The organism is Alishewanella maricola (genome assembly GCF_016343785.1).
Lineage (GTDB): Bacteria > Pseudomonadota > Gammaproteobacteria > Enterobacterales > Alteromonadaceae > Alishewanella > Alishewanella maricola.
Genome location: NZ_JAEINI020000008.1, coordinates 1 through 15,533, shown reverse-complemented (window position 1 = coordinate 15,533; position 15,533 = coordinate 1). Strand labels below are relative to the sequence as shown.

Annotated in this window: 13 protein-coding genes and 1 pseudogene; 10 read left to right on the top strand and 4 right to left on the bottom strand. The window is 44.3% G+C overall.

The window, feature by feature from the left end:
* Positions 1–83 precede the first annotated feature (83 nt).
* The 9 genes and pseudogenes from gyrA (at position 84) to JAO78_RS11955 (ending at position 10,752) form a co-directional block, all read left to right on the top strand.
* Positions 84–2,711: a DNA gyrase subunit A gene (gene gyrA / locus JAO78_RS11995; protein WP_226751598.1), complete on the top strand. Its 2,628-nt coding sequence runs from the start codon at positions 84–86 to the stop codon at positions 2,709–2,711.
* A gap of 97 nt (positions 2,712–2,808) precedes the next feature.
* Positions 2,809–3,891 carry a 3-phosphoserine/phosphohydroxythreonine transaminase gene (serC, locus tag JAO78_RS11990; protein WP_226751686.1) on the top strand — a complete coding sequence of 361 codons (1,083 nt, stop codon included), beginning with the start codon at positions 2,809–2,811 and terminating at the stop codon, positions 3,889–3,891.
* Positions 3,888–5,168 carry a 3-phosphoshikimate 1-carboxyvinyltransferase gene (gene aroA, locus JAO78_RS11985; RefSeq protein WP_226751597.1) on the top strand — a complete coding sequence of 427 codons (1,281 nt, stop codon included), beginning with the start codon at positions 3,888–3,890 and terminating at the stop codon, positions 5,166–5,168. The genes serC and aroA overlap by 4 nt, the downstream gene beginning before the upstream one ends.
* A gap of 150 nt (positions 5,169–5,318) precedes the next feature.
* Positions 5,319–6,011, top strand: a complete 693-nt coding sequence (gene cmk, locus JAO78_RS11980) for a (d)CMP kinase (RefSeq protein ID WP_226751596.1) — start codon at positions 5,319–5,321, stop codon at positions 6,009–6,011.
* A 109-nt stretch (positions 6,012–6,120) separates the two neighbouring features.
* Complete coding sequence (gene rpsA, locus JAO78_RS11975; protein WP_226751685.1) at positions 6,121–7,803, top strand: 30S ribosomal protein S1; 1,683 nt, start codon at positions 6,121–6,123, stop codon at positions 7,801–7,803.
* A gap of 52 nt (positions 7,804–7,855) precedes the next feature.
* Positions 7,856–8,152, top strand: a pseudogene (gene ihfB / locus JAO78_RS11970) (integration host factor subunit beta); the annotation flags it as partial.
* Between the two features lie 333 nt (positions 8,153–8,485).
* On the top strand, positions 8,486–9,565 hold the full coding sequence (locus tag JAO78_RS11965) for an N-acetylglucosaminyl transferase (protein ID WP_226751594.1): 1,080 nt from the start codon (positions 8,486–8,488) through the stop codon (positions 9,563–9,565).
* A 19-nt stretch (positions 9,566–9,584) separates the two neighbouring features.
* Entirely contained in the window at positions 9,585–10,283 is a 699-nt protein-coding gene (gene pyrF, locus JAO78_RS11960; RefSeq protein ID WP_226751593.1) for an orotidine-5'-phosphate decarboxylase, read from the top strand.
* Positions 10,284–10,473: 190 nt separating this feature from the next.
* Entirely contained in the window at positions 10,474–10,752 is a 279-nt protein-coding gene (locus tag JAO78_RS11955) for an HNH endonuclease (protein ID WP_226751592.1), read from the top strand.
* A gap of 75 nt (positions 10,753–10,827) precedes the next feature.
* Here JAO78_RS11955 and JAO78_RS11950 read toward each other — a convergent pair whose 3' ends face one another.
* The 3 genes from JAO78_RS11950 to JAO78_RS11940 form a co-directional block, all read right to left on the bottom strand.
* On the bottom strand, positions 10,828–11,334 hold the full coding sequence (locus JAO78_RS11950; RefSeq protein ID WP_226751591.1) for a CIA30 family protein: 507 nt from the start codon (positions 11,332–11,334) through the stop codon (positions 10,828–10,830).
* Positions 11,335–11,860: 526 nt separating this feature from the next.
* The gene (locus tag JAO78_RS11945) at positions 11,861–12,502 is read right to left on the bottom strand and encodes a hypothetical protein (RefSeq protein ID WP_226751590.1); all 642 of its coding nucleotides are present in this window, start codon (positions 12,500–12,502) and stop codon (positions 11,861–11,863) included.
* Positions 12,503–12,603: 101 nt separating this feature from the next.
* The gene (locus JAO78_RS11940) at positions 12,604–13,299 is read right to left on the bottom strand and encodes a hypothetical protein (RefSeq protein ID WP_226751589.1); all 696 of its coding nucleotides are present in this window, start codon (positions 13,297–13,299) and stop codon (positions 12,604–12,606) included.
* 567 nt (positions 13,300–13,866) lie between these two features.
* Between JAO78_RS11940 and JAO78_RS11935 the strand changes: the two genes are divergently transcribed.
* Entirely contained in the window at positions 13,867–14,907 is a 1,041-nt protein-coding gene (locus JAO78_RS11935) for an IS110 family RNA-guided transposase (protein ID WP_226751588.1), read from the top strand.
* Between the two features lie 289 nt (positions 14,908–15,196).
* On the opposite strand, the gene JAO78_RS11930 is transcribed toward JAO78_RS11935, so the two are convergent.
* The coding region (locus tag JAO78_RS11930) for a hypothetical protein (RefSeq protein WP_226751587.1) at positions 15,197–15,533 on the bottom strand (337 nt) is incomplete at its 5' end.

Sequence of the window (15,533 nt, the reverse complement as noted above, 5' to 3'; positions counted from 1 at the left end):
GTGGTAGAATCCCGCGTTGTCTCGCGCTGTAGAAGATCAAAAAAAGCGAGTTATCTATTTGATTTAAGGGAAAATAACGTTTTATGACAGATCTGGCCAAAGAAATAGTCCCGATTAATATCGAAGAAGAATTAAAAAATTCTTACCTCGATTACGCGATGAGCGTCATTGTAGGCCGCGCCTTACCCGATGTGCGGGACGGTTTGAAGCCAGTACACCGTCGTGTGTTATTCGCAATGAAGGAATTGGGTAACGATTGGAACAAAGCCTATAAAAAATCGGCGCGTGTTGTCGGCGATGTTATCGGTAAATATCACCCACACGGTGATAGTGCGGTATACGACACGATCGTCCGGATGGCTCAGCCATTCTCGTTACGTTATATGTTAGTAGATGGCCAAGGTAACTTTGGTTCCATCGACGGCGATTCTGCAGCGGCGATGCGTTACACCGAAGTTCGCATGGCGCGCATTGCGCACGAATTGCTGGCTGACCTTGATAAAGAAACCGTAGACTTCGTGCCAAACTATGACGGCACCGAAATGATCCCTGCGGTTATGCCAACCAAAGTGCCTAATCTATTGATCAACGGCTCTTCGGGTATTGCTGTGGGTATGGCAACCAATATCCCGCCACACAACTTAACCGAAGTGATCGATGGCTGTTTAGCATTAATTGCGAACCCAAATATTGAATTGCATGAATTAATGCAATATATCCCCGGTCCTGATTTCCCAACGTCTGCGATCATCAATGGCCGTAAGGGTATTGAAGAAGCTTACCGTACGGGTCGTGGAAAGGTGTATATCCGCGCGAAAACCTTTATCGAAACCGATGAAAAAACCGGTCGTGAAGCGATTATCGTGCACGAAATTCCTTACCAAGTGAACAAAGCCCGCTTAATCGAAAAAATTGCGGAATTAGTTAAAGAAAAACGTATTGAAGGCATATCGGCTTTACGTGACGAATCAGACAAAGACGGTATGCGTATCGTTATTGAATTGAAACGTGGCGAATCAAGCGACGTCATGTTAAACCAGCTGTATGCCAATACCCAAATGCAAACCGTGTTTGGTATCAATATGGTGGCCTTGGCCAACAATCAGCCGAAGTTACTGGGGCTGATCCCGATGCTGGAATACTTTATCCTGCATCGCCGTGAAGTGGTTACCCGTCGTACTGTTTATGACTTACGTAAAGCGCGTGATCGTGCCCATATCTTAGAAGGTTTAGCCATTGCACTGGCTAACATCGATGAAATTATTGAACTGATTAAAACCTCTGCCAGCCCAGCCGAAGCGAAAGCCGGTTTAGTTGAGCGCGGTTGGAAACTCGGTGGCGTAACGGCGATGTTAGAGCGCGCTGGTGAAGATGCCGCACGACCAGAGTGGTTAGAAGCACATTTTGGTATTCGTGATGGTTTTTACTTCTTAACTGAACAGCAAGCTCAAGCCATTCTTGATTTACGCTTACAAAAGCTGACCGGCCTGGAACATGAAAAGATCTTAGCTGAATATAAAGATCTGTTAGAACTGATTGCCGAGTTATTACATATCTTGGCCAGCCCTGAACGTTTAATGGAAGTAATTTGCGAAGAATTAGAAGCCATTAAAGCGCAGTATGGCGATGCTCGACGCACTGAGATCCAGGATAATATGCTGGATATCAATATCGAAGATTTGATCACCGAAGAAGATGTTGTGGTGACCTTATCGCACCTTGGCTATGCCAAGTACCAACCGTTAAGCGATTATGAAGCGCAGCGTCGTGGTGGTCGTGGTAAAGCGGCAACAACGGTTAAAGACGAAGATTTTGTTGATAAGCTGTTGGTCGCCAGCACCCATGATACGATTTTATGTTTCTCGAATCGTGGCCGGATGTATTGGATGAAAGTCTATCAATTACCGCTGGCCAGCCGTACCGCGCGTGGTAAACCGATTATCAACTTATTACCGCTGGAAGAAGGCGAGCGTATTAACGCCATTCTACCGGTACGTGAGTACGAAGAAGGCAAATATGTGTTTATGGCCACGGCCAACGGTACCGTGAAGAAAACGGCCTTAACGGATTATTCGCGTCCACGTGCCAACGGTATTATTGCGGTTAACCTAAACGAAGGCGATCACCTGATTGACGTCGCGATTACTGACGGTAGCAACGAAATCATGTTGTTCTCTGATGACGGTAAAGTGGTACGCTTTACTGAAGATCAAGTACGCGGCATGGGCCGAACGGCTACCGGTGTGCGCGGTATTCGTTTACGTGAAGGAGGCAGTGTTGTTTCACTGATTATCCCGAACGGCGATAACCCCATCTTAACAGTTACCGAGAACGGCTACGGTAAGCGAACAGCATTAAGCGAATACCCAGCGAAGAGCCGCGCCACACAAGGCGTGGTATCGATTAAAGTGTCTGAGCGTAACGGCTTGGTGGTGGGTGCTGTGCAAGTGTCAGAAAGCGATGAAATCATGATGATTTCAAACAAAGGCACCTTGGTACGTACTCGTGTGAAAGAAGTCTCTGAAGTCGGCCGTAACACTCAAGGTGTTATCTTGATCCGTACTCAAGAAGGTGAAAAAGTGGTTGGCGTGGAACGCATTGATGAGATCCAAGAGGATGAAATCTTAGCGGTAACCGAAGAAGGCGCAAGCCGTACGCCAGAAGTACAAGACAGCCAATTAGCACAAGATGCCAGTGGCGAAGAAGAGTAACCCCTAAAAACGAGCGCTTTGGCGCTCGTTTTGTTTTTAGAATAAAAAATAACCAAGGCCAGTTTGAAATTAACCAACAAAGAAGCGAGATATGACAATGACCACCTATAATTTTTGTGCTGGCCCAGCCATGTTACCTACAGCGGTGATGCAACAGGCACAGCAGGAATTTATTAACTGGCAAGGACAGGGTTGTTCGGTGATGGAATTGAGCCATCGCAGTAAAGTATTTATGCAACTGGCCGCACAAGCTGAGCAAGATCTCAGAGATCTGTTAGCCATTCCCGACAATTATAAAGTCTTATTTATGCACGGTGGCGGCCGTGGGCAGTTTTCAGCAGTGCCACTGAATTTATTGCACAGCGGAAAAACGGCTGAATATATCGTGTCTGGTGCTTGGTCACTAGCCGCAGTTGAAGAAGCGAAAAAGTTTGGCGCGGTTCGTGAGCACGATATTCGGCAAAAAACCGCTGCACAATTACGCAGTATGGTCGCCAGTAGTGACTGGCAGATACACGAAGATGCGGCTTACGTTCATTGCTGCCCCAATGAAACGGTGGATGGTTTAGAATTTACCGATTTACCGCAAACCCAGGTGCCGATTGTTGCAGATATGTCGTCGACCATTTTATCACGGCCCATTGATATTGCGCGCTATGGCGTTATTTATGCCGGCGCTCAGAAAAATATCGGCCCATCAGGTTTAACCTTAGTGATTGTGCGTGAAGATCTGTTACCTGCAAAAGATGCCGCCATTCCAGCGATCTTGGATTATCGCCTCGCTGCTGAAAATGACAGCATGTTTAACACACCACCCACCTACGCCTGGTATTTAGCGGGTTTAGTGTTCAAATGGTTAAAACAACAAGGTGGTTTAGCGGCCATGGCTCAACGTAATCAACGTAAAGCCGAAACACTGTATCGCTACATCGATGAAAGTGATTTTTACCGCAATGATGTTGATCCGGCCTATCGCTCTTGGATGAATGTACCGTTTTTCCTAGCTGATGAACAATTAAACGACAGCTTTGTAAAGCAAGCTGAGCAGCAAGGTTTATTGGCTTTAAAGGGCCATCGAATGGTGGGTGGGATGCGCGCCAGTTTATATAACGCTATGCCACAAGAAGGTGTTGAGGCTTTAGTGAGTTTTATGAAAGATTTTGCAAAGGTAAACGGATGAAGACGCTAACCTTAAACCCCATTGCTCATATCGCCGGTGAAGTGCATTTACCCGGTTCAAAAAGTATTTCTAACCGAGTGCTGCTGTTAGCTGCCTTAGCGAAAGGTACAACCGAAATCAGTAACTTACTCGACAGTGATGATGTTCGGCACATGCTTAGCGCGTTAACTGCTCTGGGTATTTCGTATCAATTATCTGCTTGTCGCACCCGTTGTACCTTAGTAGGCAATGGCGGCGTTTTTAACCAAGCTGAGCCTTTGTCTCTATTTCTAGGTAACGCTGGCACCGCAATGCGTCCGCTCACGGCGGTACTGGCTGCTTGCCAAGTAGATGTTACTTTAACCGGCGAGCCAAGAATGTACGAGCGACCCATTGGCCACTTGGTGGATGCATTGGTGCAATGGCAAGCGGATATCGACTATTTGGGCGACGTTAATTATCCACCACTGCGTATTCGTGGTAAGCCATTGCAAGGGGGGCATTGCCTGATCGATGGCAGTGTCTCAAGTCAGTTTTTAACAGCAGTACTGATGGTCGCACCTTTATTAGCCGGTGACAGTGTTATTGAGATCCAAGGTGAATTAGTCTCTAAACCCTACATTGATATTACCTTAGCGTTAATGTCTCGCTTTGGCATTGAAGTAGAAAACCAAGATTATAAGCGCTTTTTGGTTACGGGTAACCAGTGTTATCAGTCACCCGGCCAGTGGTTAGTTGAAGGTGATGCTTCATCGGCATCTTACTTTTTGGCCGCAGCGGCTATCAAAGGAGGCACCGTTAAGGTCACCGGAATTGGTAAACATGCTGTGCAAGGTGATATTCACTTTGCCGATGCGTTGGCTGAAATGGGCGCGATAGTCGATTGGGGAGATGATTATATATCAGTTACGCGTAACGAGCTGCGTGGCATTGACCGTGATTACAACGCTATTCCTGATGCAGCAATGACCATTGCCACCACTGCGTTGTTCGCCAAAGGCCCAACCGTAATCCGTAATGTTTATAATTGGCGGGTTAAAGAAACCGATCGCTTAACCGCGATGGCAACAGAATTGCGAAAAGTAGGCGCTGAGGTGGAAGAAGGCGAAGACTATTTAAAAATTATACCGCCAGCACAACTGCAACATGCCAGTATTGCGACCTATAATGATCACCGTGTGGCAATGTGTTTTTCGTTAGTTGCGCTTAGTGATACGGCCGTCACAATAGAAGACCCCGATTGCACTGCAAAAACCTTTCCGAGTTACTTTACGGAATTCAATAAGCTAAGCCATTAAAACCCTTCACCTAACCTAAAAACGCGTAACCAAAAATGGTTGCGCGTTTTTGTTTTTATAAATTGCAGTTAAACCAGCAATCGTCACAAAAAGCTGTATAATAAGCCGCGTTTTGAAACACCGAATTGACGTTTTAACTTAGGGGGTAGGATGCCACAATTAGCACCAGTCGTTACCATCGACGGACCAGGCGGTTCAGGTAAGGGAACCATTAGCCGTTTATTGGCGCAACACCTGGGATGGCAATTACTCGACAGCGGCGCTATATACCGCGTATTAGCGTTAGCTGCTATGCACCATCAAATTAATCCAAGCGACGAGGCGGCACTGCAACCTTTAGCCGCGCATCTTGATGTGCAATTCAGTGGCGATGAACACGGTAACACGCGCGTGACGTTAGAAGGCGAAAATGTTAGCCAAACCATTCGAACTCAAGACGTTGCTGACATGGCTTCAAAAATTGCTTCACTGCCTAGTGTGCGTGAAGCCTTGTTACGCCGGCAACGGGCTTTTGCGGAAGAGCCTGGCTTAGTGGCGGATGGTCGCGACATGGGAACCGTCGTTTTTCCACAAGCAGAAGTTAAAATATTTTTAACTGCAGACGCCGAAGAACGGGCGCAGCGTCGTTATTTAGAGTTGAAAGAAAAGGGCTTTGATGTTAACATCGGCGACCTTTTGAACGAAATCCAAGCTCGGGATGAGCGCGATATGAATCGTGCTACAGCACCCTTAAAACCGGCAGCTGATGCCTACATGCTGGATTCGACCAATAAACCCATTGAACAGGTGCTGCAAGAGGTACTGCAGTTTGTTAACAGTAAGTTGTCGTTAACAAGCGTTTGAACCAGGCCAAGGCCGCATTTTGGACAGCCAGTAATAAGGATGTTATTGGTAAACTTAGCAACCCCACAACGCAAGATGCGACGTGGTGAACTTAACTGAAAAAGTGAATATGACTGAAAATTTTGCACTAATGTTTGAGGAAAGCCTCAAAACTATCGAAACTCGTCCTGGTGCCATTGTTAAAGGTACTGTTGTAGCGGTTCTGAAAGACGTTGTTATGGTTGACGCCGGTCTTAAATCAGAAGCAGCTATTCCGGTTGAACAGTTCAAATCTTTGAGCGGTGAGATCGAGGTGAGTGTAGGTGACATCATCGACGTAGCATTAGACGCTATTGAAGATGGTTTCGGTGAAACCTTATTATCACGTGAAAAAGCTAAGCGCCATGAGGCCTGGGTTCGCCTGGAAAAAGCTTGCGATGATAAAGAAACGGTTATCGGTGTTATCACTGGTAAAGTTAAAGGTGGCTTCACAGTTGAAGTTGATGGTATCCGTGCGTTCCTGCCTGGTTCATTAGTTGACGTACGTCCAGTACGTGACACGCTGCACTTAGAAAACAAAGAGCTGGAATTCAAAGTTATCAAGCTTGATCAGAAGCGTAACAACGTCGTGGTTTCACGTCGTGCCGTTATCGAATCTGAAAGCAGCCAAGAACGTGATCAGCTGTTAGAGAATTTAGAAGAAGGCATGGAAGTTAAAGGTATCGTTAAGAACCTGACTGACTACGGTGCATTCGTTGACTTAGGTGGCGTAGACGGCTTACTGCATATCACTGATATGGCATGGAAGCGCGTTAAGCACCCAAGCGAAATCGTTAACGTTGGCGACGAAATTCCAGTAAAAGTTCTGAAATTCGACCGCGAAAAGCAACGCGTTTCTTTAGGCCTGAAGCAAATGGGCGAAGATCCGTGGGCAGCTATCGCTTCACGTTACCCAGAAGGTGCTCGCATCACTGGTCGTGTAACTAACCTGACTGATTACGGCTGTTTCGTAGAAATCGAAGAAGGCGTAGAAGGCTTAGTACACGTTTCAGAAATGGATTGGACCAACAAAAACATCCACCCATCTAAAGTGGTTAACTTAGGTGATTCAGTGGAAGTGATGGTTCTTGAAATTGACGAAGAACGTCGTCGTATTTCTTTAGGCTTGAAACAGTGTAAAGCTAACCCATGGGAAGAGTTCGCTAAGGGCTTCAACAAGGGTGATCGTGTAAGCGGTAAGATCAAGTCAATCACTGACTTCGGTATCTTCATCGGCTTAGACGGCGGTATCGATGGTCTGGTTCACTTATCAGACATCAGCTGGAACGCCACTGGCGAAGAAGCGGTTCGTGAATTCAAGAAAGGCGACGAAGTACACGCCGTTGTGTTACAAGTTGACCCAGAGCGCGAGCGTATTTCTTTAGGTATCAAACAACTGGATGAAGATCCGTTCAATGGTTACCTTGCTGATAACAAAAAAGGTGCTATCGTTAAAGGTGAAGTTACTGCCGTTGACGCGAAAGGCGCTACTGTTATGTTAGAAGGCGCTGTTGAAGGTTATGTTCGTGTATCTGATATTTCACGTGACCGTGTTGAAGATGCATCAACTGTATTGAAAGTTGGCGAAGAAATTGAAGCGCGTTTGATGGGTGTGGATCGTAAGAACCGCGTAATTAGCCTGTCTATCAAAGCGAAATTCGAAGCTGAAGAAAAAGAAGCTATGGACACTGTAAACAGCAAGCAACAACAAGAAGCTGATTTCGGTGGTAACGCTATGGCTGAAGCATTTAAAGCTGCTCAAAAGCAGGATTAATTGCTGATAAAGCAGGGGGCATTCGCCCCTTGCTTATTCTACTCGCAGGTTTGCCGGAGGGGCTATGACCAAGTCTGAATTGATTGAAAAGTTAGCTACTGATTTTCCCCATATTCAAGTCAAAGATGTAGAAGCGTCTGTGAAAGAAATTTTGGAACAGATGGCACAATCTTTAGCATCAAGTGAGCGTATTGAAATACGTGGCTTTGGTAGTTTCTCTTTGCATTATCGTGCCGCTCGTTTAGGCCGTAATCCAAAAACAGGCGACAAAGTAGAACTTGATGGCAAATACGTACCTCATTTCAAACCCGGTAAAGAGTTACGTGACCGCGTAAAAGACAACACGTAAGCGCTTTTTATTTCTTAAGCGGAGCTGAGTGTTGCGCAAAATACTATTTATTTTATTTATTGTAGCCGTAGTACTTTTTGGTTTTCTACTAGGCTCAACTAATCAGCAAACTGCCGAACTGAATTTGTTGGTTGTTAAGCTAACATTGCGGGTAATTGATATCGCAGTGATCTTTCTAGTTTTAGGCCTAATAATCGGACTGCTGTTAAGTTTGTTATTTGCGCTGCAACGAAAAACAAAACGTTGGCTAAATAAATCAACTGATAACACCTAATTCTTATGCCTGAGCTGCTATTTCTTTTGCTTCCCGTCGCCGTTGCTTACGGTTGGTTTATGGGACAAAATAGCCTCAAACACAAAGAGCTTAAGGGTAGGGCAAATATTACCCGAAACCTGTCTTCGGGTTTAAATTTCCTACTCACAGATCAAGAAGATAAAGCGATCGAGCAGTTACTTGAACTGCTTGATATTGAAGCGGCAACCATCGACACCTACCTTGCATTAGCTAATTTATTCCGTCGCAAAGGTGATTGGGATAAAGCCATTCGTATTCACGAAAAACTGCACCAATTAAAACTGCCTAAAGTACAAGCGCAACACATTCAATTTGAGTTGGCTAAAGATTATTACTCTGCGGGTTTGTATGATCGGGCAGAGCATTTATTACTGCAGTTAGTTAACAGCGAAGCATTACGCGAAGCCTCGCTAAAGCAACTATTCAGTATTTTTATGGCGACGCATGAATTAAGCAAAGCGGTTGCATTAACCACTGAAGTGGCTAATACCCAATCTAAGTCGTTACGCATTGCGCTGGCTAATTTGCATACGGAAAGTTTAAAAGGGGCTGCGCTGGATCTGACTATCTTAGCGGAATTGGCCGAGCGTTATCCTCAGGCTATTCGTCCACGTTTTGAATTGGCAAAGTTAGCCTTAGCTCAGCATGATGCGGCTACGGCTAAAGGGGCTTTGCTGAGCATATTGAAACAAAAGCCGCAATGGAGTGCGGATATTTTACCGCAATTAAGCCAATGCCATTTAGATGAAGATGAGTGGTATCAGTTGCTTACCTTGCTTGCAGATAAGCATCACAATACCAGCGCGCGTTTATTACTGTGCGATTGGTTAACTGAACATGGCTCTATTACCGCGGCAGAGCATTATGTGCTTGATAAATTACGGCAACAGCCGAACATTCGTTTATTTCAAAAATTGCTACAAATTCGGCAGCAGCAATCTGCTCAGGCGGCAGAGGTTCTCAGCTCAGTAGAAGAGCTGGTGAATGCTTATCTTGCCAGTAAGATCCTCTATAGCTGTCGCAGCTGTGGCTTTAAAACTCGTCAACCTTATTGGTTATGTCCTTCATGTCAGCAATGGGAAACTGTAGAGCCTATTGCCGGCGTAGATGGCCGTTAATTTTTTCAAAGGATAATTCATGTCGTGCAAGTCTCCTGTCATTGTTGCTTTAGATTATGAAAAGCAAGCCGATGCTCTGGCGCTGGTCAGCCAACTTGATCCGTCATTATGTCGTTTAAAAGTCGGCAAAGAGATGTTTACTCATTTGGGGCCGCAATTTGTCAAAGCCTTACAACAACGTCACTTTGACGTTTTTCTTGATTTGAAATTTCATGATATTCCAAACACCGTAGCCAAAGCGGTGAGTGCAGCCGCGGATCTTGGTGTCTGGATGGTTAATGTGCATGCCAGTGGTGGTAGTCGTATGATGAAAGCAGCGCAAGAAGCTTTGCAACGCTTTGGAGACAACAGACCCAAATTAATTGCGGTAACGGTGTTAACCAGCATGGAACAACAAGATTTAACCGAACTGGGCATCACTTTAACACCGGCTGAGCAAGTGATGAAATTGGCAGGTTTAGCAGCACAATCGGGGTTAGATGGAGTAGTGTGCTCGGCACAAGAAGCCAGTATGTTAAAACAACAATTTGGTAGTGCGTTTCAGTTAGTGACACCCGGTATTCGTTTAGCCGATGCCGCAGCTGATGATCAACGACGCGTGATGACACCGTCTGCAGCCAAAGCGGTTGGTGTGGATTACATGGTGATTGGTCGACCCATCACCAAAGCGGCAGATCCGTTAGCTGCGTTACAGGCTATCATTGCTGAACTGGTATAAGTACAGTCTGATTTCTTCGATATTTGGTGGGCTCTGTGAAATTGCCGCTGCATTTTCACAGAGCTAAAACACTTCCTCTTGCGTAAAACATCCTAAGCACTCAACGTAGTATGTATATTTTAGCTATTAAGAAATGGGCAAAAAATGTCGAGTAGGGTGTGGCTAACGTTTAAAGCGAAAGGAGTTAACTATGCTTTTGGCGGTGAAACATTGTCAGCTTTGTCAGCGACAAACGTTACTGACCTTTCATCATCTTATTCCACGTAAAATGCATCGGCGTAGCCGTTTTAACAAAAAGTACAGCAAAGCAGAATTGCAGCAAGGTGTTTATTTGTGCCAATTGTGCCACAAAGCCATTCATAAACAATATGATGAAATCACTTTAGCGCAGCGTTTTAATACCTTAGATTTATTACTTGCAGACGACGCTATACAGCGTCATTTACAGTGGGCAGCAAAACAAAAATAAGCCTTTAATATATATACCCTTACAATTAATTTTCAGTAAGCAGTAACGGTAACTATTTAATTTTAATGATTTAATTTATTGGTTAAATTGCAGATCATACAACTCAATCCGAAATGGTCCAGGGTTCTTATCTGCGAGCATTAAAGAGACTTGCTGCACATCTTTAAAGTGAAGTTCTGGCATATTGGTTAAAGCTCTGCCGCGATAACGCCCTTGAAAATCAGCAAGATTAAAAGCATAGCGCTGTGCATCAGCCGTTGTTTTAAACTCTGCTACATAGGCCACACCACGAGGAATAAAAGGTGTTTTTAAACGTAGCTGATAAGTTCTTCCATCGGCAACCGTGGCTAATACCACTTGCTGAAAACGTTGCTTGGGTAAGGCTTGCGCCAAATTAAATTCTATCGAGGCAAAGCCGCCATTGTTTTCTAAAGATAAATCACCGACAAATAACACACCGTTATTTTCAGACATTAAGCTTGCATTTCCTTTAGAGCGGCCACCCATAACCGTATCATGGATCAACATGGCTTGATTGAAATGTTGTTGATTATAAAATTGTAATGTTACTGGCTCTGACATAGCAGCACTCGCAGATTTACTGTTTAAAGTTGTTTGTGCAAAAGCCTGACTAAAGACGAAAGCACATATCGCCAAAGAATATTTAATACCGGTATGCCGCATAATAAAACACCCAAAGGTAAGATGCTTAGTGATACGGTTTTATCTGGTAAATGGTGCAATATTGCCTCAAAATACTGTCAGCAGGTGCTTTTGCCTAGCACAATTAATATAGCTCATAATGTATATTATGTTAAATTAATTATTATTATAATAGCTACCGTTCTTTACTTAGGATGTTTCACTAAAACTGGGATTCCCACTTTGTATGATTAACGGTGCATAAAATTGGAAATAAAGATTTACGATTTTGGATTATTAGTAAATAAGAATTATCCTGGGGAATTTGTAGATATTCTGGATTAGTTGTAGCGATTTTTAATTTAGTTAATGATTAGTTCTGTGCTTACTGAACCTCTCTAGTTACGTGTCATACCCGACACACACGCTCAAAGCAGCCGCGTAAAGCGTCGGCTGACTTTGCTTGTTAACTAGCACTTTCATCAATTGCCTCAGCAATTAACATTTGCGGGTTTTGATCGTAAGTACCCATTTGAACCATCCAAAGCTTAAGGCTGTTGTCAGACTTAATTTGTACAAAATGATAATTGAGTAACTGTTTAATGTGAGCAATGATCTTTGGCAGATCGTTTCTGAAATGAGCCAGGCCCTTGTCAGCTCTCCATGGATTATCAGCATGTAGGAACTTCCCTACTCTTGTGTATAGCTTCTCGAATCTTTTCCGTGTTAAATAATCTTCATTTTTTATTGGAGATATTACTCTCCCGCGCTTACCGTCACGCTCAGCCACAAGCCCAGTTGAATATTTAAACGGATTTGGATAGAAGTCAGGTTTTATCTTATCCATAGTTAATAAAATCGATCTGGCATTCCAGTCATCCCTGTAATCGCTTTTGTCATACTCAAAACGAATTTTCTCGTATAGCCATCTACATGGAGCTATTGAAGAAAAAGCTATTATTTCAAGGATTTTTCTTAGCTGTGATGCTGCCGATTCCAGCGCAAAAGCACTATGCTCCCCACTAGTGAAGTTGATTAGCTGATCAATGTGCTGGAGCCGAAGTTTAAGTTGCTTCATGCAATCAATATATTCTGGAACTTCTGGCACCTAATTTCCTCGAGCTAGTTAACGCTCAAAGCACAGGCCGAAACCCGCGCAGCGGTTGAGGTCCAGGCCACGGAGTGGCCGATTGTGGCTGCGCTTGTTAGCTACCACGCCGTATCCAACTTTTGAAGCTCACCTGTTCTGATGTTGAAAATAAAATACAATGTATCTGCGTCTGATGCGCTGTAAATTAAAACAAGGTCATTATCGACAACTTCATAGCCCTTTATGTCATCCATAACAGGCGTCAAATTTGAGCCATCATATTCCGAAACTAACAATTCTTTTTTGTCGTGATCATTTAAAAACCCATCATTATTTGAATCGTATTTAGCTACTGAGTATATGTTTTTACTTAAAATTTTATCGTATTGAGTTTGTTTATCACGGCTAGGGGAAAATTCTACTATTAATGCATTTTTTTCAAATAGTAACTTTCTTTGTTCACCAATCTTCGTGAACATTAGATTTACGGCATTCTCACTTAAACCGAAAGAAGATGAGATAACTATTCGTTCGGCGCTTAAACTATACGGTTGCTCTTGGACCACTCTATCTGAAGTTATTTCAAAAATATGGACATCATTAATTAAACCCACATACTGTTTTTCAAGCTTAACTTTTTGCTCTATCGCTTTTGTGTCATCGCTTTTTATAACTTGTACTGTTGGTGGTGAGTAATCTTTACGCATAATGTCTTCAAGAACATTTTTGCCAACCACGATAATCACAAATATTGCTGCGAAAAATAGTAATACCTTATTAGATTTCTCAATGAAATCCATAATTCGATTGCTCAATTAGAACTCCTTCAAAGCTAACGCCCGCCTAACACGCAATGTGTTGGCATGGCTTTTTGCGTTGTTTGCCAAAACCATGACAACAAAACATTGTCGGAGTTTAGGCGCTTGTTAGGTGTGATTTTTATCGATGTCATGATCACAGTTATAACACTTTGGCGTTGGCATACGATATTTATAAAAACCTAGAATTACCTGATTTCTGAAGCATTTTGGGCAAGTATAAAAAAGAGCCTTTGATACCACTAAAATACCGAGCAACATCGAGCCGATATAAAATGGGTTAGTGAAAAAGTTATCGACAGTGACTAATTGAAACTGAAAGGCAATGATACACACAACCAATAAAACCAAATAAGCCATAAATTTTTTACTACGCTTCAATTTAACTCCGTTTATATGAACACCTAACGCAAAGCACACGGGCGACGAGCCGCGCAGCGGGTTGGCGTCCCAGCGGCTGAAGGCCGCGAGTGATGCAATAACATGGACTCCCCCTCACTATCCGGCATCAATGTGCCACACTGAGAGTGTTGAATCAATCAGTCACAAGTGAGGGGAAGTCGCATGGAACAGTCTATACGTTGTGGGGTCGATATTGCAAAGCTCGTGTTTCAAATTCATGGCGTTAATGCTAAATCTGGTGAAACCGTCATGGTTAAAAAGTTAGCCAGAGCCGAAATGCTGCGCTATTTTGCCAATAAACCACCCATGCTTATCGGCATTGAAGCTTGTGGTGGCGCGCATTACTGGGCCCGTGAGCTGAGCAAGCTCGGGCACACCGTAAAGCTGATGACACCACAGTATGTTGCACCCTATCGGCGTGGTGGTAAAAACGATGCCAATGATGCCGAAGCCATTTGTGAAGCGTTAGCCAGACCGAATATGCGCTTTGTTGCCGTTAAATCAGAATCACAACAAGCTGTGCTCGTCATGCACCGTATGCGCGACCAGTGGGTACGAGAACGTACTTCACTGATGAATCAAATTCGCAGCTACCTGCACGAGTTTGGCATTGTGATTAATCAGGGCCGCGCAGCACTGGCCAAGACGTTGCCTTTGGTGGCTGAATCGGAAACACTGCCCCTACTGTTTCGCCAGAGTATGGCTGATTTAGCCAACAGGTTAACTGATTTAGAAACGCGGATTACTGCACTCAACAAGCGTATTGACGCCTGGAGCAAACAAGATACTACCGCAAAAGCCTTACTTGAGCTCTGTGGTGTCGGTAGCGTTACCGCCAGTGCTGCTGTGGCCACTGCCGGTGATGTCTCCGTATTTAAAAACGGCAGGCAATTCGCCGCCTGGCTCGGTTTAGTACCTAAACAGAATTCATCCGGTGGTAAAACCCAGCTTGGGGCTATTACCAAACGCGGCGACCGCTACTTGCGAACACTCTTAGTTCAAGGTGCCCGAACGGTGATGTTAGCAGCCAGCAGAGCCCAAACATCTACACAAACAACACCCATGTTCGAGTGGATTTATAAGCTGCAAGAGCGACGGTCAAACAATGTCGTGGCGGTCGCTATCGCCGCAAAACAGGCCAGAATGCTCTGGGCAATAATGGCTAAGCAGCAGCGGCAAGATGCTTTAGGTTTAGCAATATGATGTAGCAGAAACATAGTGGTAAAAACAGTAAGTTAACGACAACTCTCAACCAAAGCATTGCACTACAAAGTGGATAAATAAAGCGGCTAAGACCGTGCACAGGAAGGGCCTGGTAACAAGGCTGGTAGTTATTACCGTTGATGCGATGAGGCACCTGTGCGCGAAAGTTATCAGGGCTGGAGCATGGCAAAACCATGAATCTCACGAGCCGAATAGACGTATGCAGTCATTCACCGCCAAATTTGATCACTTTGTGCTTGCAATAGAGGGGGAGTCCATAGACGCCTTGTTATGTAGCATTGCAGATGACCTTACCAAATACATGTGCCTGAATCTCCTCGCACTTCTGTTTACCGTCTATAACCTCTAAAGCATCACCACAACTCTTTGGCCTGAATAGAGGTTTATCGCTTGGCTCAATTTTAATTACCCCGGCGGGACATAAGCTTTGGACTTTCTCATTCCACCGTTTGGTAAGGTCTGCCTCTGACAGCTCAGAACCAAACACGGTAACTAAATGCACAGTTCCTTGTTCGTTACTACTAACCATAAATTCCACATCACCTGCGACACAAACGAGTGAAAAAAATATTGAGGTTAAAAATAACGCTGATTTCATAGTGCTA